This window comes from Vibrio sp. AK197 (assembly GCF_053903115.1).
Window position 1 is genome coordinate 2,164,790 of sequence record NZ_CP096430.1, and the last position, 18,600, is coordinate 2,183,389.

At 45.1% G+C, this 18,600-nt stretch carries 19 protein-coding genes and 1 pseudogene; 10 read left to right on the top strand and 10 right to left on the bottom strand.

The window, feature by feature from the left end; genetic code table 11:
* Position 1: 1 nt before the first annotated feature.
* From M1D72_RS17100 to M1D72_RS17115, 4 genes are read left to right on the top strand one after another with little or no spacing between them, the layout of a single operon-like run.
* Positions 2–529, top strand: coding sequence for a MotA/TolQ/ExbB proton channel family protein (locus M1D72_RS17100; protein WP_456295981.1), 528 nt, complete (start codon positions 2–4; stop codon positions 527–529).
* A gap of 25 nt (positions 530–554) precedes the next feature.
* Complete coding sequence (locus tag M1D72_RS17105; RefSeq protein WP_456295982.1) at positions 555–962, top strand: ExbD/TolR family protein; 408 nt, start codon at positions 555–557, stop codon at positions 960–962.
* A 4-nt stretch (positions 963–966) separates the two neighbouring features.
* A complete protein-coding gene (locus M1D72_RS17110) occupies positions 967–1,599 on the top strand; it encodes an energy transducer TonB (protein ID WP_456295983.1) in 633 nt (210 codons plus the stop codon).
* A 10-nt stretch (positions 1,600–1,609) separates the two neighbouring features.
* Positions 1,610–2,830 carry a tetratricopeptide repeat protein gene (locus M1D72_RS17115; protein WP_456295984.1) on the top strand — a complete coding sequence of 407 codons (1,221 nt, stop codon included), beginning with the start codon at positions 1,610–1,612 and terminating at the stop codon, positions 2,828–2,830.
* A 122-nt stretch (positions 2,831–2,952) separates the two neighbouring features.
* Here M1D72_RS17115 and M1D72_RS17120 read toward each other — a convergent pair whose 3' ends face one another.
* From M1D72_RS17120 to M1D72_RS17130, 3 genes and pseudogenes are all read right to left on the bottom strand, one after another.
* Positions 2,953–3,510 carry a methyl-accepting chemotaxis protein gene (locus M1D72_RS17120; RefSeq protein WP_456297419.1) on the bottom strand — a complete coding sequence of 186 codons (558 nt, stop codon included), beginning with the start codon at positions 3,508–3,510 and terminating at the stop codon, positions 2,953–2,955.
* Positions 3,511–3,537: 27 nt separating this feature from the next.
* A pseudogene (locus tag M1D72_RS17125) lies at positions 3,538–4,254 on the bottom strand (PAS domain-containing protein); the annotation flags it as partial.
* 166 nt (positions 4,255–4,420) lie between these two features.
* On the bottom strand, positions 4,421–5,341 hold the full coding sequence (locus tag M1D72_RS17130; RefSeq protein WP_456295985.1) for a histone deacetylase family protein: 921 nt from the start codon (positions 5,339–5,341) through the stop codon (positions 4,421–4,423).
* Between the two features lie 186 nt (positions 5,342–5,527).
* On the opposite strand from M1D72_RS17130, the gene M1D72_RS17135 reads away from it, so the two are divergent.
* Positions 5,528–6,214 (top strand): SDR family oxidoreductase, encoded by a 687-nt coding sequence (locus tag M1D72_RS17135; protein ID WP_456295986.1) that lies wholly within the window; start codon positions 5,528–5,530, stop codon positions 6,212–6,214.
* A gap of 66 nt (positions 6,215–6,280) precedes the next feature.
* On the opposite strand, the gene M1D72_RS17140 is transcribed toward M1D72_RS17135, so the two are convergent.
* Both M1D72_RS17140 and M1D72_RS17145 read right to left on the bottom strand, forming a co-directional pair.
* Positions 6,281–8,227 carry a DNA topoisomerase III gene (locus M1D72_RS17140; protein ID WP_456295987.1) on the bottom strand — a complete coding sequence of 649 codons (1,947 nt, stop codon included), beginning with the start codon at positions 8,225–8,227 and terminating at the stop codon, positions 6,281–6,283.
* A gap of 86 nt (positions 8,228–8,313) precedes the next feature.
* Positions 8,314–8,649 carry a Grx4 family monothiol glutaredoxin gene (locus M1D72_RS17145; RefSeq protein ID WP_390189170.1) on the bottom strand — a complete coding sequence of 112 codons (336 nt, stop codon included), beginning with the start codon at positions 8,647–8,649 and terminating at the stop codon, positions 8,314–8,316.
* 269 nt (positions 8,650–8,918) lie between these two features.
* Between M1D72_RS17145 and sodB the strand changes: the two genes are divergently transcribed.
* The 3 genes from sodB to M1D72_RS17160 all read left to right on the top strand — a co-directional run bounded on the left by sodB (position 8,919) and on the right by M1D72_RS17160 (position 11,002).
* Positions 8,919–9,503 carry a superoxide dismutase [Fe] gene (gene sodB, locus M1D72_RS17150; RefSeq protein ID WP_456295988.1) on the top strand — a complete coding sequence of 195 codons (585 nt, stop codon included), beginning with the start codon at positions 8,919–8,921 and terminating at the stop codon, positions 9,501–9,503.
* A 131-nt stretch (positions 9,504–9,634) separates the two neighbouring features.
* Positions 9,635–10,138, top strand: a complete 504-nt coding sequence (locus M1D72_RS17155; protein ID WP_456295989.1) for a VC2046/SO_2500 family protein — start codon at positions 9,635–9,637, stop codon at positions 10,136–10,138.
* A 195-nt stretch (positions 10,139–10,333) separates the two neighbouring features.
* On the top strand, positions 10,334–11,002 hold the full coding sequence (locus tag M1D72_RS17160) for an SDR family oxidoreductase (protein WP_390189167.1): 669 nt from the start codon (positions 10,334–10,336) through the stop codon (positions 11,000–11,002).
* On the opposite strand, the gene M1D72_RS17165 is transcribed toward M1D72_RS17160, so the two are convergent.
* Positions 10,999–11,469, bottom strand: coding sequence for a low molecular weight protein-tyrosine-phosphatase (locus M1D72_RS17165; RefSeq protein WP_390189166.1), 471 nt, complete (start codon positions 11,467–11,469; stop codon positions 10,999–11,001). The two genes, M1D72_RS17160 and M1D72_RS17165, sit on opposite strands and share 4 nt — an antisense overlap.
* 388 nt (positions 11,470–11,857) lie before the next feature.
* Here M1D72_RS17165 and M1D72_RS17170 point away from each other — a divergent pair, with 388 nt between their 5' ends.
* Positions 11,858–12,904, top strand: coding sequence for a hypothetical protein (locus tag M1D72_RS17170; RefSeq protein ID WP_456295990.1), 1,047 nt, complete (start codon positions 11,858–11,860; stop codon positions 12,902–12,904).
* A gap of 48 nt (positions 12,905–12,952) precedes the next feature.
* On the opposite strand, the gene M1D72_RS17175 is transcribed toward M1D72_RS17170, so the two are convergent.
* Entirely contained in the window at positions 12,953–13,315 is a 363-nt protein-coding gene (locus M1D72_RS17175) for an EF-hand domain-containing protein (protein WP_456295991.1), read from the bottom strand.
* 167 nt (positions 13,316–13,482) lie between these two features.
* On the opposite strand from M1D72_RS17175, the gene cobO reads away from it, so the two are divergent.
* Positions 13,483–14,088 (top strand): cob(I)yrinic acid a,c-diamide adenosyltransferase, encoded by a 606-nt coding sequence (cobO, locus tag M1D72_RS17180; protein WP_456295992.1) that lies wholly within the window; start codon positions 13,483–13,485, stop codon positions 14,086–14,088.
* A gap of 101 nt (positions 14,089–14,189) precedes the next feature.
* On the opposite strand, the gene M1D72_RS17185 is transcribed toward cobO, so the two are convergent.
* From M1D72_RS17185 to apbC, 3 genes are all read right to left on the bottom strand, one after another.
* Positions 14,190–16,325, bottom strand: a complete 2,136-nt coding sequence (locus M1D72_RS17185; protein ID WP_456295993.1) for an AsmA family protein — start codon at positions 16,323–16,325, stop codon at positions 14,190–14,192.
* Positions 16,326–16,429: 104 nt separating this feature from the next.
* A complete protein-coding gene (gene udk, locus M1D72_RS17190) occupies positions 16,430–17,071 on the bottom strand; it encodes a uridine kinase (RefSeq protein WP_390189160.1) in 642 nt (213 codons plus the stop codon).
* 175 nt (positions 17,072–17,246) lie between these two features.
* On the bottom strand, positions 17,247–18,326 hold the full coding sequence (apbC, locus tag M1D72_RS17195) for an iron-sulfur cluster carrier protein ApbC (RefSeq protein WP_456295994.1): 1,080 nt from the start codon (positions 18,324–18,326) through the stop codon (positions 17,247–17,249).
* Positions 18,327–18,600 lie beyond the last annotated feature (274 nt).

The following is an 18,600-nucleotide window of genomic DNA, read 5'->3' on the forward strand; positions in this document are numbered from 1 at the left end:
TATGTGGTGGTTAATGGAAGAACTCGAATCGATTCGACGGTTCTTAGGTATGGGGGGCGATGTATTAATCGCCATCTTTATCCTCGGTCTCATGCTTTGGATTGTCATGCTAGAACGGTGGATATATTTCGCAACCGTAGCACCGAAGGCTCGAAACGCAACAATAAACATATGGAATGAACGCCAAGACCGTCAAAGTTGGAATGCGAAAGTTATACGCCAAGAACTGGTTTCGATGCAGGACATTGAGAACAAAAAAGGACTGCCGATCATTAAAGTGCTTATTGCTTTGTGTCCTCTACTTGGATTACTCGGCACTGTAGTAGGTATGATCCATGTTTTTGACATTCTTGCTGTTGTCGGTACAGGAAGTCCTAGAGCAATGGCTTCTGGGATTTCCAAAGCAACGATTCCAACTCTTGCTGGTATGGTTGCTTCACTATCTGGACTCTTTTTTAGTTCACGACTTGATCACTTGGCAAAAATAACAACTCAGAAGTTGGAAGACCAACTTAAACATTCGGCCTGAATCAAAGGAATGAGAGGTAAAGGTCATGAAAAGACGCTTTAGCGCAGAAGAAAATGATGAAGCAGCCATTGATATGACTCCTATGCTTGACATCGTTTTCATTATGTTAATTTTCTTTATTGTTACAACGTCCTTCGTTAAAGAAGCAGGGATAGATGTCAATCGCCCTAGTGCAAATACGGCTCAAACCATCTCCAAAGGAAATATTATGGTAGCGGTCGGCGCTGCTGGAGATGTTTGGGTTGATAAACGTCGAATAGAGGTCGACGCAGTGCGGGCCAATGTAGAACGTCTTCGCGCAGAAAGTCCAGATGGTGCGGTGGTAATCCAAGCGGACGAAGAGGCCAATGCAGGAGTCGTTGTAAAAGTGATGGACCAGATACGAATGGCCGGAGTTCAAAACATCTCCATTGCAGCCACGAATAAGGGTTAAGCCTATGCGTTATCTGGCCTCAATTGCACTGGCGCTCATTGTCTCTCTCGGGTTATTTTGGGGAATGGACAAGCTAGTAAATAAAGAGCGCCACGAACTGGCATCTAATGATGATAACCGAATGGTTGAATTCATTCGTGTCAAGCCACAGGAACAAATACAGGAGAAAAAACGCGAGTTACCTAAACCTCCACCGCCTAAAAAGCCACCTCCACCACCAGAAATGAAGGTGACATCAACGGTTAAACCGGTCATGGAACAAATTCCTATGGACATGCCAAAGCTCGATCTACCAGTTAACGTCACAGGTGGCTCAGTATTAGGCCACTACAGCCAAGGGGGAGGAACTGCTCTATCAGGCAATGTGGGGCCAACACCTCTAGCCACGTTCCAGCCTCAAATGCCACGCAAAGCGGCAAGAGCTGGCATAGAGAAAGGCTTGGTATTGCTGGAGTTCACTGTTAACGAACGTGGTGGGGTCGAAGACGTCAAGGTTCTCAAGGAATCACCTAGACGTTTAGACCTCGGAAAAACGGCTCGTAGAACGGTTTCAAAATGGACATTCAAACCCAAGATGGTTGACGGAAAACCAACCCGTGCCCGTCTGTCACAAGAAATTGAGTTTTCAATTAACTAAGGAGACTACAATGAAAAAAACCAGAAGTTTTTTGTTAGCTGCCTTGGTCATAACAATCGGGAGTTACACTCTCCCGGTATTGGCAGACAACTCACCACAGCTCTCGGACCGAACGTTTCGAACGGTAAATAAAGTTCAAGAGTTGATAGCAGAGGAAAACTATTCTGCTGCAATCGAACGCCTGTCTGACGCACTTGAAAGCACTTCTTCACGTAAATATGACCATGCGGTTTTGCTTCAGCAAACAGGATTTTTATATTCACTGAAGAATGACTACACCAAAGCAGCTACCTACTTCGCAAAGGCATTGCAGGCCGAAGCGCTGCCAGTACCTGTCGCTCAACAAGTTCGTTACAGTTTGGCACAACTCTACTTAAGCGAAGAGAAGTTTACTCAATCGGTTAGTACTATGAAGCAATGGTTTGATATCGCCAAAACAACCAAGGAGAAACCACAACCGCATGCGTACATTACACTAGCAAGCGCATATATACAGTTAGAAGATTTCAACCAAGCTATTCCAGCTATAAAGCAGGCAATCTCACTCTCTGAGAATCCTAGTGAATCGTGGTACTTGCTATTGGTCGCTTCATATTATGAACTGAAACAATATAAAAACACTGCCAGTGTATTAAAAACACTGACAACTAAGTACCCACAAAATAAGCGGTATTGGATGCAACTTTCCGGTACTTATATGGAACTCAATCAAGAGCAAAATGCTTTGGCTGCGTTAGAAATGTCCTATTCACTAGGGCTTTTCGATAATGCCAAAGAGTACCTTAGGCTGGCTAATTTTCAGGCATATCTAGGAATTCCATATCGCGCAGCCTCTACGTTAAAAGGCGCGATAGAAAAAGGTATCGTGGTAAAAGATGCAGAAAACGTAGAGCAACTTGCCAATTTTTATCACCAAGCTAAGGCTCTCAATAAAGCCATTGAGTATTATCAGTTAGGATACAAACTCGCGCCAACTTGGGATAAACAAAAGCGTATTGCAACGTTGATGATGCAAGCTAAGCAATTTCAGCAAGCTATAGAATTTACTCAACAAGTATCGCTCGACGCTCAGCGAGATCAAAAAGCCGAACTGAACTATTTACAAGGCATGGCACAATATGAGTTAGACAATCGAAATGCGGCTTTACAATCAATGAAACGCGCAGCCCAGTCCGCCAAAATTAAACCAATGGTGGCTCCGTGGATAGCTTATTTAGAAAATCAGGGTTAAGAAAATGCAGACACTGTCTATTTTAGTGTGAGTCAGTCGCACACCCAGGGAAGCTTCGGCTTCCCTTTTTCATCCCCTAAAAAACGCCTCATTAGAGGCGTTTTTTAGGGGATTCCAACGAATTAAATCGATAAGCGTTTGATGGTATCCACCACTTTGCCAGCATCGTTTTCTATATTTTCAATCACACTGGCGATTTCATTCGTTTGCTGTTCACCCGCTGACGATTTTTCAAAGACCACTTTGATTTGCTCATCGATCTTAGCGGTAATCTCACTGTTTTTGGTTATGACGGCGGTAATTTCGCTGGTCGACTCTGAAGTCCGAGCCGCCAGTTTCCTGACCTCATCAGCAACAACCGCAAAGCCTCGACCTTGTTCGCCTGCTCTCGCGGCTTCAATGGCTGCGTTGAGGGCCAATAAATTGGTTTGTTCAGCAATTCCGCTAATGGTTGAAATAATCGCCTCAACACTTCGAGATTGTTCATTGAGGTTACCGATCATTTGTGAGACTTGCTCTACCGCTTGATTAATCTCGATTGAGTTAGACAATAGGCTCTTAATTGAACTCTTACCTTCCTGGGCACTGGTAACCGTTGCGTTAGCAATGTCTAAGGATGTCTCTGCCGCTTCACGCACGGTCATCGCCTGTTCGACTCGCTCGGTGATATCACTGGCCATCTTAATAATTCGCACAACTTTACCCTCGTGATTAAACACGGGGTTATAGGTCGCTTCTAGCCAAATCCGTCGTCCATAATGATCAACTCGGTTAAACAGACCGTTTTTGTGTTTACCTTGCGCCAACTCAGCCCAGAAGTTGGGAAACTTCTGATAAAAATCATCGTCGCAAAACATGCGATGATGCTTACCTTGAATTTCCGATAACTTGTAACCCATGCACTTTAGAAAATTATCATTGGCTTCCTGAATATGGCCATCTGGAGAAAACTCAATCACCGCTAACGATCGCTCTATCGCTTCTTGCTCTGCAGTAACACGTTCTAACTGAACCTGCTCCTCGGTAACATCAGAGGCAACTTTGATCACCGATGTCACTTTACCCGAGCTATTCATAATAGGTAGATAGGTCGCCGCGAGCCACACCGCGTTATCCGCCTTATTCTTGCGAATAAAGTTGCCCTCTTGCGGGCGTCCTTTACCAAGATCATCCCAAAACTTTTTGTATTCTGGTTTCGCGGCATCTTCAGGAAAACACAATATGCGATGATGCTGTCCCTTCACCTCGCTCAAGGTATAACCGACAACACTGAGAAGTAGTTCATTGGCATACAGAATATGACCATCAGGGGTAAACTCGATAAAAGGCACTTGCGATTTTATGGAAGCTTTAAATGCCGCTAAGTCCTCCATATCATGCTCTAATGACGCAATTCGTTTTGTCAGCTTTTTTGAGTTGAACATTGATTCCTCCACAAGTGTTCACTTGCTTTCAGCTCCGACCTTTAGAGCTGAAAAATACCGTACTAAAAAAGAATAGAACAATATCGGCATCCTCGTTGATTACTAAAGTCACTATTTGGGAGAGAGTGTCGCTCTTAATGACGAATCGCGCTTTGCATCCAATGAACTAAAGAAAAACCGCCTCCGCGGCTTCAAGTAATGACATATGAAGAGGAACCAAAGTTTGGTGATCGCTGCGATACCCACCACCCACCACGCAGGCAACAGGAATATCCTCCTGCTGGCATAAACTGAGCATGAAAATATCCCTCTGCTTTATGGCTTGATGAGAAACATTCAAGTAACCAAGCTCATCGTCTTGATGGATATCTACCCCTGCATCATATATGACGAGATCCGGCTGATACAGATGAAACGCTGTCGTCACTGCCGAGCAAAATTCGGCGAGAAATTCATCGCCATTTGCTTGCTTGGGAAGCGCAATATCAATCGTCGAATTCGGTTTACGCGCTGGGAAGTTTTTATCGCAATGAAACGACAATGTAATGATCTCATGGTGAGACGCACACAATGTCGCGGTTCCATCCCCATGATGCACATCACTATCGACGATCAAAACTTTGCCAATCATAGGGAGTTCCAAGGCTGCGGTAGCAGCAAGTGCTAAGTCGTTAAACAGACAAAAGCCGCTACCAAAATCATGATGCGCATGGTGATACCCACCACTTAAGTGGATGGCAATGCCGTGCTGAGCAGCAAGTGTTGCCGTTAAACAGGTTCCTCCTGCGGAAATGCGGGTCCGCTCAATAAGTTTTTCACTCCATGGGAAGCCAATACGCCGCATCTTAGCCGCAGGCAATGTCCCCGTAACGAGTGCATCAACATACTGTGCGTCGTGCACTTGCTTGATGGTTTCTATATCTAGCGGCTTAGGTTCAAAAAATGAAAAGCCTTGTTCCCATAACGCATTTTGACGACGACGCTCAACAACTGCTTCATGCAATAAGCGATATTTGTTGATTGGGTATCGATGTTGAGATGGCAGCATCAATTGAGAGTAAATTTGGTGGTAAATCAAAGGTATCATGCAGTTCGCCAATATTAATCGTTGCATTTATTTATATAGTTTATTTTTACTATTCATACAGTTAGCATATTTAACATTTCGTTAAAAAATGAGTTCAAAACTGTGATGCGAAGAAAACTTGTGAGTTGCGTTTAACCGTCATGCCACGCAGAATAGCAGAATAATAAGTGCGAAAAGGAGTCCACTATGAACCGCGTATTTATTACCGGCGCAAATCGAGGCATAGGTTTGAGCCTTACTCAACAATACCTCAACTTAGGCTGGCACGTACACGCTACTTACCGCTGTATTGAATCTTCACAGGCACTGATTGATTTGGCTGAGCACCACTCTAACCTAAGTTGCCACCAATTGGATATTACCGATTATCCTTCCGTCCAAGCACTTGCTAGTCAGCTTCCGAACTTGGACTTACTGATCTCTAACGCAGGTTACTACGGCCCTAAAAATTATGGTTTTGGTCATACCGATGTCGACGAGTGGCGCAAGGTTTTCGAAATCAACGCGATTGCACCGCAAAAGTTGGTTGAAGCATTTTATCCACTACTTGAAAAAAGCTCGCAACCTAAAATTGCTTGTATCTCGTCTAAAGTTGGCAGTATGACTGAAAACACAGCAGGAGGTGGTTATCTTTATCGCTCATCAAAAGCCGCGCTGAATTCGGTCGTCAAAAGTTTAAGCAATGATCTCAAGCCCGTTGGCGTCACTGTACTGGCTCTTCACCCAGGTTGGGTACAAACCGACATGGGCGGCAGCAATGCCCCGATTGATACCAAAACCTCCGCGCTCGGATTAATTGAAGTGATAAAGCGCAGTGATATTGAGCAATCCGGTCATTTTATTAGCTACGATGGCACCCAGCTACCGTGGTAGCGTATTGTTCAACTTGGTGAAAATAAAAAACCGGCTTTGCCCGGTTTTTTATTTATCGACAAAGCATTAGCTTTTCGACGAACGCGGCTTTTTCGGTGTGCTACGTTTTCGACGCTTATAGGCAGGCCTCTCAACGGCAGGTAATGACCGCAGTGAATCAGGCACAGGCGAACTTTTCACTTGAGTAATCAGTTGATCAATTTGCTGTTGCAGCGCTTGCATGAAAGGCTGATACGCTTGGTTTTTCTCTGCCATCCCTTGAAGCTGATGCTCCCAATGGGCAGTCATATCGGGATAGGTCGACTCATTGGGCAAAGCATGAATCAAACCGCGACCAGCAGCACTACTGACAATACTTTTGCTTTGCCTCGTCAGCAATTGACGCTTGAAGAGAATATCGAGAATACCCGCTCGAGTTGCTTCGGTACCTAAACCGTCAGTCTCTCTCAGTATTTTCTTGAGCTCTTTATTTTCAACAAAGCGTGCTATCCCCGTCATTGCTTGCAGTAATGTGGCTTCGGTAAAGTGTCTTGGCGGTTCGGTTTTACGGTCTTTAATCTCTCCTTCACGACACGTTAAAACCGTTGCTTTTTCAAGTGGAGGAACTTGATCAACGCCTTCTTCCTGCTGATCCTTGTTTCCACCCATGAGAGCTTTCCAGCCTGGAGATACCAGTTGGCGTCCTTTAGCAATGAACACACCGCCTGCTATATCAAACACGAGCTTCGCTTCTGCAAATACGGCGGCGGGATAAAACTGAACCAAATATTGGCGGGCAATCAATGTATAAATTTTCATTTCATCACCAGACAAGCCATTAACAGCAGACTTTTTCGGTGTTGGAATAATCGCATGGTGCGCATCCACTTTACTGTCATTCCACGCCTTCGACTTGAGCGACAAATTGGCATCTTCAACGGCGCTAGTTAGCTCTCTAGCGTTATTCGCAATGGCCTCAACGACTTTAGGCGCTTCAGAAAAGTGTGCTTTGGGTAAATAACGGCTGTCGGAACGTGGATAAGTAATCAGCTTATGTTTTTCATACAAAGACTGACAGGTATCTAGCACACGCTGAGCACTCATTGAGTAGCGTTTCGCTGCATCAATTTGCAGAGACGAAAGTGAATATGGTAGCGGCGGGGCTTGCTTGGTTTGCTTTTGCTCGGACTCGGTGACCGTGGCCGGTTGGTTAGCGATTCGGCTAGCCACATTTTCCACCAGCTTTCGGCTGAGCACGCGCCCTTCGTCATCTTGCCAAGGCAGGCAAGCTTCACTCGGCTTCCAACGCGCGCGAATATCAAATGACTGGCCTGCATGTTGATACGGGATCAAAGCGTGTAACGTGAAATAGTCCTTGGGAACAAAATGCTCGATCTCTTCATCACGGCGCACCACAAGCCCGAGAACAGGGGTTTGTACTCGGCCAACAGATAACACCCCTTGGTATCCTGCCTTTTGACCCAGCAAGGTATAAGCGCGAGACATATTCATGCCATAGAGCCAATCTGCGCGAGAACGCGCTAAGGCAGAAATGGAAAGGGGGATAAAGTCGCGGTTGCTACGCAGTTGACTAAGCGCGCGCTTGACTGCGGGCAAGTTTAAATCGTTGATCAGCAGACGCTGGGTTGATGCTTTTTTAGTCTGGCTCAGCTTGCAGTAATCCAGAACTTCATCGACCAATAACTGCCCTTCGCGGTCAGGGTCGCCTGCATGAATCACTTCATTGGCTTCTTTGAGCAGTTTACGAACGACGGTCAATTGTTTGCTGGCTGACTTTCTCGGCCTTAATTGCCACTGCTGAGGGACGATGGGTAAATCGGCTAAATTCCACTTTTTGTAGCGTTCATCGTAAACATCAGGCTCAACCTGCTCAAGTAAATGGCCAATACACCATGTCACCACGTCACCATTACCACAGCGAATAAAGCCTTGATCTTTCTTTTGTGGGCCAGGCAGCGCTGCCGCAATAGCTCGACCAAGGCTGGGTTTTTCAGCGATAAATAGACGTGTCATAGCAAAGGTTTAGACAAAGAATAAAGGCCACATTATGCAATGTGGCCTTTAACAAAAGCAAGTTGTAACTGTAAATATAAACAGTATTACTCTTCGCTGGTTCCTGCTCGAGCAGCCGCTTCTTTAATTAATGGCTGCAATTCACCTTTTTGGAACATTTCAATGATAATGTCACAACCACCAATCAGTTCACCTTCGACCCAAAGCTGAGGGAACGTTGGCCATTGAGCGTAAATAGGTAGCTCTGCGCGAATGTCTGGATTTTGCAGAATGTCTACGTATGCGAATTTTTCGCCACACGCCATAAGCGCTTGAGAGGCTTGAGATGAAAAACCGCAGCTTGGAAGTTTTGGCGAACCTTTCATATAAAGAAGGATCGTGTTTTCTGCGATTTGCTGTTTAATTTTGTCGATAGTTTCCATTGCTTCCTCGTTATCGGAGTTACTGCCGTATAACCGATCATTCTAAACGATCGTCACAGAATAAAAAGCATATAATGTTTAAGGTTTTGTATATAACTATCAATCATAGAGAAATTTTAGTTGCCCCCTTTTAATAAAGTAAAAAGTTGCTAAAATAAATTCCAAGTCAGTCACATCACACAAAGTGGCGACAAAGAGCACTTACAAATAAAAAACACTGGAAGCAATCGAAAGAGGCAACTCTTTCAAAAATAACGGAGAATCGAGTAATGGCATTTGAACTACCAGCACTTCCTTACGCGAAAGACGCACTAGAACCACATATCTCAGCAGAAACTCTAGATTACCACCACGGCAAGCACCACAACACTTACGTTGTGAAGCTAAACGGCCTAATTCCAGGTACTGAGTTTGAAGGCAAAACGCTAGAAGAGATCATCAAAACTTCTACTGGTGGCGTATTCAACAACGCAGCTCAAATCTGGAACCACACGTTCTACTGGCACTGCCTATCTCCAAACGGTGGCGGTGAACCAACTGGCGCAGTTGCTGAAGCAATTAACGCTTCGTTTGGTTCATTTGATGCATTCAAAGAGAAGTTCACTGAATCAGCAATCAACAACTTCGGTTCATCTTGGACTTGGCTAGTTAAGAAAGCAGATGGTTCTCTAGAAATCGTTAACACTTCTAACGCTGCAACACCACTAACAGATGAAAGTGCAACACCACTTCTTACTGTTGACTTGTGGGAACACGCGTACTACATCGATTACCGTAACGTTCGTCCAGATTACATGAATGGTTTCTGGTCACTGGTTAACTGGGACTTCGTTGCAGAAAACCTAGCAAAATAATCGCTGAATTCACTTCAGGCATACAGCCTGAACGAATTGGTCAAAAAGCCTGCTCTCGAGCAGGCTTTTTTATTATTTTTCTAAAGATTAGCCTGGCTTCGCCGTTAAGAAAACACTGAGCGAGGAGCACAATGCAAGTACATACTTTAGATAAAGCGACGATCATTAACGAACTTCAATTTGGTGTGGGAATAAACCACGCAGTCCATGAAGGTCGTCGCTCTGATTTTGCATTTATTCTCTCCATGTTTTCTGATGACGTGCGTGACAATACACCTGTCGAAGTGGTGCAAGAGCCTCAAACCACAGATGAAATTCTACGTCAGCGCTTTGAGTTGCAAGCCCCGCAAGCATTGCGTTCTGACCAAAGCTCATATTCAATTTCTGCTCAGCAAGCCACTCAATTTCACCAAAGCGGGCTTGCCAGTGCGAAACTCACTCACTACCTCACCCCTGAACCGCTGACTTATCTGCCCGAGCAAACTTTTGATCTTCCAGAAGAGGTTTACCACAACCTATCCGGGCATCAACGTCGACATCTCGCAGAAAAAGCCCCACGCCAAGTCATTCCAGCCGATCTCTATAACCAACTGATCAGTGCCCAACGTCACGATCAAATACGAACTCAAATCTGATCACTTAACTGTGACATACATATTATCGATGTAATGAGAGCTAAAACACTATTCATGGTTATGTGAAACAGGACAAAGAATCAAACCCCAATAAAGTTATCAACACGTAATTTGACCTTATTCACATCTAAGACACAGCTAATCAACCATGATAGTTGGACAATTTAGAATCAGTTGATTCTTTGGGAGGGAGAAATGGATATAAAATCTTCTTTGATTTTAATCACTTCTGCGGGAACACGCTTTGGTGCAACTCTGGCAATGCATTTTATAAGCTTGGGCGCGAAAGTGGTTCTCTGTGATAGTAATAAGTCAGAATTACATAAAACCTATCAGTGCTGCCGAACACTATCTCATCGCGTCTACCAGTACCCGTTAAGTGATCACGCCTATGAATCCATACATCAATTATTTGATGATATCGAAAGTGATTTGGGGCAAGCGCCTGATGTGTTGATTAACCACTTTACGCCGGATGCGATTCCTCCTTTGATGGACGCGCACAGCGCCGCAACTGCTGGGCAAAGTATGTCGACGTTGGCTTCAATGCTCTTTAGCTACAGCCAGGCGACGGCAGAAAGGCTACGCCGTAATCAGAGTCAAGGCGTGATAGTCAATGTCATTTCTCAGGATAATTCACCCAATATTGCAGGGTTTGAAAATGCAGCATCAGTGGTTTCTGGTTTTACCCAGAGTTGGGGAAAAGAACTTAACCCGTTTAACATACGCGTCGGCGCAGTCATCCCCTCTTACGACGACTGTTTAGAACAACTGCGCTGGGGTGAGTTACAAGACGAATTAATTCGTAATATCGAGTACATTGTTAGCAACGATTACTTCAGTGGGCGGGTGATGGCCGCTTAGCAAGATAAGCTGCGCAAGACGTTTTCTGCCGCGTCTTCAATCATATCCAACACCAGTTCAAATCCTTGCTCACCACCGTAGTATGGGTCAGGGATTTCATCTCGACCTGCTGAGCCATAGTTCATAAATAACTTCAATTTATGCTGATATTGACTGGGGCATTGCGCTTGCAGATCAGCGAGATTGTCATTATCTGCGGCTAAGATTAAATCGAATTTGGCAAAATCTTCCGCGCTTACCTGTCTTGAGTAAATCCCAGCAAACGAATAACCCCGTTGTTCGCCAGCTGCTTGCGCACGCTTATCTGGTGGGTTGCCAGTGTGGTAACCAATTGTCCCTGCCGAGTCGATCTCAACATCAATGCCCATGTCTTGGGCTTTGGCACGTAATATCGCTTCACCGGTTGGTGAACGACAAATATTACCCATACAGACAACAAGAATAGAAGGTTTAGTGGTTGAATTCATCACTTCTCCAAAACAGCTTTAACGGAAATCACTACTTACCTACGCTACTAAAAAGCCGGGGATTTGCCAAATCCCGTCTAGATTTATCTCGATACTTATCGCTCTACCACCTCAGCCCTTTCCAAAGTGAGCGGTTTTGAATGTGCCCTTCGCTCTTATCGGCTACCAAAATCAGTATTACAAGCTTTAAGCGCTCAATACATGCTCAATTACATTGAACCAGTGCCATATTGCAATGTCAGATTTGACTTAAAGTGACCAAATTGCGATAGATCTATCGGTAACGAGATAAACCATTCGTTAGTTTATGCGCGTAAACGATTTAACTAAGGCAACTGCTATGACACGCTGGTATACACGACAAGGCCCCAGCCATATTGAAATTGTAATGACCAAAAGAACCCCTTTGGTCAGTCAACTGAGGGCCACTCTTTATACTGCTGATAATCATCCCATTGCGTTGAATATGACGTTAAAATACGCCTATCATCCCGATGAAGATGATAAAATTCTGGATTCAATTCGCATTGATGATTTAACTGGCAATGGTGACAGCCACCCAGCCTACCGCAATAAAGGATTGGGCAGCGCTTTAGTATCAACAACCTTAAAGTTTATTGGCGACCACACCTTCGAACTATCTTCGAACCCATGCTCGATTACCGGACAAATGGGCGCTCACGATGACCGTCACTTTGATTCAATTGTACGGCGCAGCGTATTTTGGCAGAAAATGGCGATGCAACTGCATGATCCAAGTGATCCCATGTCAAAATTCACTGGGCAACTGTTTGACGATAAACGAGACAAATTCGCTTGGAATAGCAAGTGGCATCAGGATACTGACGATATGATGGCTTGGAATCAAGAAGATGAAACGGGTCTCAAACAGTTACTTGCTATCAAACAAGATTGCGATTTAAGCCAACAAGCCTCTCGTTATATCAATCAGCAAGAACAGCGTGTCGACAAACTCACCAATATCGCCTGCTTAGCGCTATTTATTGGCCTGACACTGATAACTGTACCGCTGATTTGGAGCTTGAAACTCACGGCACTGTGGTTATTGCTCTCAACCGGGGTTGCTTTAGGCGTGAGTTATAGCCTAAGCCAAATCATCATCGGAGTCATCGAGCAACGTTACATGCGACAATTACTCCGCGTTAAACAGCATCAACAGAGCGACGAGGAAACAGCATTTATTCAATCGCTTAGTGATATCTCACAGCGCTACTACCATTTGCTTCCACGGGCATGTGAACGCTACCTGCGCACCACCATCACGGATCCAGAGCTCAATGGGAAATGTATCCCGAGCACGCTTAGCCAAAGTAGCAAAATGTCATTGCAACATCTTGTCGCCTTGATTCGTCAAGAGCGTGAAACCGCACGTAAAACAAGGCCAAACGCCCACTATTCACATCCTTTAACATGACCTTACCCGTCAGGTCTGAAAGCAGGTCAGGCCTGACGGAAGGAAACGCTATATACGACCGCCCCGCACGCCTTTATGCATGCCACGCTCGCTCTGCCGTGATTGCGAAAACGGGTGACGACCAAGCTCTTGGGCCGTGAGTACTCCGTCTTTATTCGCATCGAGCGTCGCGAAGCTGACCGCATTCACCACATTTTCCATCATTCTTCCCTGCTCACTGCGCTGTTTAATACGTGCACTGCGGACAGCGTTAAACTCTTGTTCCGTTACTTGCCCGTTACCATCCTGATCAAACTGCGCAAACGCAGGTGCTTGACGCAGTGTTTGTTGCGGCCCATTGTTCATTCCAGCAGCCATTGCACCTGTAGCGACCACCATCGATAACATAATCATCATTGCGGTTTTCATCATTCTTTCCTCTCTCTCAACACATTCAATATCAGCATAAGCTAATATATGTAAAGCAACGTAAGGCGTCGTAAAGTTGCTTAAAGAGTGGAAGGACAAAAACAGATTAGCCATCAGGTGAGATTTTTCGTTATCATTCGCAACATATTATTAATACAAAGGAAAGAAAGATGTCAGCGCACAACCACCAGCAAGAGCGTCATAAAGCTCGCCAGCAAAAAGTGAAGGAACAAGTCGATGCGAAAATCGCGGCAGCAACCGAAGAGAAAGGCTTAGTACTGATCATTACCGGTAATGGCAAAGGTAAATCCACGTCTGGCTTTGGCACCATTACTCGCGCCGTCGGTCATGGTCTGAAGTGCGCGGTTGCTCAGTTTATCAAAGGGACTTGGGATAATGGCGAACGTAATGTACTGGATAAATTGGGCGTCGAGTTTCAAGTTATGGCAACGGGTTTCACTTGGGAGACCCAAAATAAGGAAACCGACACAGCAGCAGCTCAACAAGTGTGGAAAGAGTGTCAACGCATGCTGCAAGACGAATCATTAAATGTCCTATTGTTTGATGAACTGACTTACATGGTGAACTACGGCTATATCGAACTTCAGGAAGTGATTGATGCACTGAAACAGCGTCCACCAATGCAAACCGTGATCATTACCGGACGCGCCGCACATCGGGAATTGGTTGAATTAGCCGACACGGTCTCTGAAGTTAAAAACGTGAAACACGCATTTCAAGCTGGCATCAAAGCGCAAAAAGGCATTGATTGGTAGTCACGCTTCCAATCCCAAATAAAAAAGAGGCTTGTTATCCAAGCCTCTTTTTTCACGTTATATCCATGACCACAATGTCAGGACATGAGTTAATCAAAACATTAATTAAATAACCCCTTGAGCAGATTGTTAACCGCCTCTTTGGTTTTTTCATCTTTAATTTTATCGTCAAGTTTCTTATCTAGCTTTTCTAAACCGCGGTCGATCTCTTTCTTGGCTTTTTCTTTTAGAACGTCATCAAACACCAGCTTGTATTTCAGATCCGTCCATGAGCCCGAGATATTAATTGGAATCGTTAAATCGCGCAGTTCATCGATATCTTTGCCGCCTTGGCCTTCTAACGTGCCAACAATCGACGTATCAATCAGAAAGTCGATGGTTTCATTGATGTAATTCGCAGACCCTTGGCCGTGAATACGTAAAAGCGGTGACTGCATCGACAAATTGTTGGTCGACACTTTACCCTGATTCAACGTCAAGGTTGAAGACACCGCACTAAAGTCAGTTTTTTGTACGCCTTGTTTGTCATCAATGGATTTGCCTTTGATGCGCGCATAATTTTTGCGAATCAATTGCGCAACGTTAATACCGTGCACTGCACCATCATTGAAAACGATATCCACGGTTCCTTTGAGGTTTTGCTTGATTTTATCCATCACTAAACCTGATCCAGTCAGATTGGCCGTGATGTTCCCAGTTCCCTCTAAAATGTCTTTGTCGGCCACATCAACTAACAGTGGCTGAATTTTGACATTGTCCACTTGGCTGCGGATCGAGTAGGTTGCTGGTGTTTTATTGACATTCAGCTCAGCGCTCGCTTGTACCGTGCCTTGATATAAATTAGCGCTCAAACGGTTCAACTTGGCGACGCCTTTATTCACCGAAAACTGAGTGATGACATTATCTAAATGCGCGCCCGATGCCTTCAGTTTATCAATACTGACTTTGCCTTGAACATCGAGTGTTTTCAGTGCAGAAAGGTCCGGCTCACTCTGGCTGGCTGATGATTGAGAGTTTCCGCCGTCACCGCCAGAAGCCGCACTACTGCTTGATGCAGGCTTAGACGCTTCATTTTGACTTGCCAGCAAGCTGTCCACATCAAGATTAGGGCTATGCAAATCAATCCGGATTTTTGGAATATCACCTAAAGTAACATTGGCATTACCGTCAAGAGCGATATCATTCGCCTTCAGTGAATTAAGCTCTAGGTCCAGTTGGTTCTGCTGGACGTCGAAGCGAATATCAGCAGCCATATCGAGGTTCATCGGTGACTGAGGCAACGCACTGCCTTCAATATCCCCTTTTAATGTTAACGTCTTCACTTGAGCCAGAGTCAATTCGCTATCAACGGCGACACTCCCTTGACCTGAGAGATCAAGCGCCATATCTGCCACGCGTCCTGTGACTGCGTAACTCAGTACATTATCTTGGTCAAACGCAAAGCTTTCGAGTTCCAGCTTGGCTGAATCAATATGATTGCTTTCATCAGCGTACTCAGCATCGACACTGACTTGACGCAATTCATACTGTTTGAATCCAGGCGCCAATTTGAAATCGGCTTGGCCTTGGGCAGAAAAGGTTTGTTGATTGATTTGCCCTTTGGCAGCAAACTGGGCGTGGGTCCATGCGTCAAATTCAAACTCAGACAGATTCAGCGAGACATCATATAACTTGGTAAGGCTGCCAGCTTGTTTGTCATCCACTTCCAACATCGCGTTATTAATATCCACCCCAGCGAGATTAATCGTCCAAGGCTCATTGGAATCTGACGATGACGCTTGAGCGGGAGATTCTTCCGGTTGTGAATTGGCAGTGTCTTGAGACGAAGGGGCTTCTTCATTTTGCGCTTTACTCAGCGCATCAATATTACGGCGACCATCTTTTAACGTTTCGACGTAGAATTCTGCGCCATCGAGCGAAATGCTGCCAATTTCCAACTGGTGACTGAGTAGAGGCATAACAGAAACATCGATACCCACAGCATCGACTTTAAACAGATTCGGTTGGCTGAACCCTTGTGGGTTCTTCAACTCTGTTTTACCCAGTTCAAATCCGAGTGATGGGAAGAACTGCCAACTAATGTCGCCCTCAATCACCAAATCCAAGCCAGTTTGTTGCTTAGCCTGTTTAACAATCAGCGGTTTAAACTGGTTTGGATTCACCAATACCACTAGCGCAGTAATCGCAATAATCACCACAACCACTAAGCCCGCTAAGAATAAAAGTAGTTTCTTCATTCGCCTGTTCCCTTACTTCACTCGATCCTGTAAGAATAGGATTCTAAAACGAAAAATGGCACCCAAGGTGCCATTTATCAATGAAAAAATAAAGCGGTTACGCGTTAAGCTTTCAAAAGTCTTGCAATGTGAGCTTTTAGTACATCAATCGCGATACGGTTTTTACCACCACGTGGCACAATAATATCCGCATACTGCTTTGAAGGCTCAATAAACTGCATGAACATAGGACGAACCGTCGCCTGATATTGCTTAAGCACAGAATCCATTGTACGACCACGCTCTTCTACATCACGTTTAACACGGCGCAGCAAACAAATGTCTAACGGTGTATCCATAAAGACTGTTGCGTGCATTAAGTCACGTAAACGAGGATCGGTAAGAAGCAGAATACCTTCTAAGATAATCACCTTTTTAGGCGTCAATGTTCTGCTGTTCGATGTGCGGGTATGCTCTGTGTAGCTGTATTCTGGGACTTCAACTGCCTCACCACGAATCAATTGCTGAAGGTGTTCACACAAAAGATCATGGTCTAAGGCATTCGGGTGATCATAGTTGGTTTTTACACGCTCTTCCATGCTCAAGTCGCTTTGATCATTGTAGTAACAATCTTCCGTAATCACACCAATTTGATGATCGCCGACTTTCTCTCGAAGCTCGTTATAGATGGTACTCGCGATAAGACTCTTTCCTGAAGCGGAAGCGCCAGCGATACCGACTATGACGCACTGATTTTTATCAGACATTATTCTTGCACCCGATGCTGTAACTCGATAAACCGCCTGATTATAGGGGCACAGCCCCGTCGATACTAGTCGCGAATGACGGAAAATGTCAGGTTTTCCTGAAATAGAACAATAATCCGTCAAGCAATCGATTACATGTTAATAACTTACGCAATAAGCAAAAATAAACTTTTGATTAAGAATCCACCATAGTGAACAAGATTTCATCGGGCTTCGCTTTTCCTTGCCAAAATAATCGGCTGGTTATCGCGTCGGCAAGCTCGACGTAGTGCTTGGCATGTTGTGATTCTGGCCTTGCAGTCACCGTTGGGCAGCCATTATCAATATCTTGGCGCATTTCAATATGCAGTGGTATTTGTGCTAGCAGAGCCATGCCGTAATCCGTCGCCATTTGCGCAGCGCCGCCTTCACCAAAAATGGCTTCGTGATGACCACAATGGCTACAAACGTGGTAGCTCATATTTTCCACCAGCCCAACCACAGGGACTTCGACTTTTTCAAACATATTGGCCCCTTTGCGTGCATCCGCTAACGCTAAATCTTGTGGCGTTGTTACGATCAGCGCTCCGGTCACCGGAATTTGCTGTGCCAGCGTTAACTGGATATCACCAGTACCAGGAGGCATATCAATCACTAAATAATCCAGCTCCGGCCACTCAGTTTCATTGAGTAACTGAGAAAGCGCTTTAGACGCCATCGGTCCACGCCATACAGCCGCCTCTTGCTTATCAACTAAAAAGCCGATTGATTGCGTCACAATGCCATGCGCAGCAACGGGCTGCATCCATTTATTATCACGTACCGCGAGTTCTGCCTCTTGCTGGCCAAGCATCATGGGGACGGATGGCCCATAAATATCCGCATCCAATAACCCAACGCTGGCGCCTGAACGCGCAATGCCAAGCGCTAAGTTCACCGCAGTGGTCGATTTACCCACACCGCCTTTGGCGGACGTCACCGCGATGATATTTTTGACCTTGGTCAGGGATGACTGGACTTGTGTCTGCAATGCTTTGATTTGGCAACTCACTGCATAACGAATATCACCAATAATCTGATCACGCTTGGCTTGCTCGATCCACGCAACCAGTTGGCTTGGCAAGTCGTTGGCCGCAAATGGTAATTGGATTTGATACACGCCTTGTTCATCGAGCGTCACGATATTCGCGTGATCAGCCCACTCATTGATAAGACATGGATGTTCAAATTGATTCAACCACGAGCAGAAATCTTGTTTGGATGTGAATTGGTGCATAGCCCCTCCTTGTTATCGTTATGCTAACACTGAGCGAGAGTATGCAGAACCCCAAAAACGCGCTGGATGATGCTTCACCACGCCATTCCGACAACGAGACAATGAGTCGTTGAAGTGGGTTGCCGTCACGTAATAGCGACACCCAAGATAAACCTGCTGATTTAGCACAAAAATTCATCAATACAGTTAGTCAATCAAACCAAGATTGATCGCCCTCACAGCTTGGAGTTGAGACATGGATCGGGTAATATTGGCTTTTATTTTATACCTATCA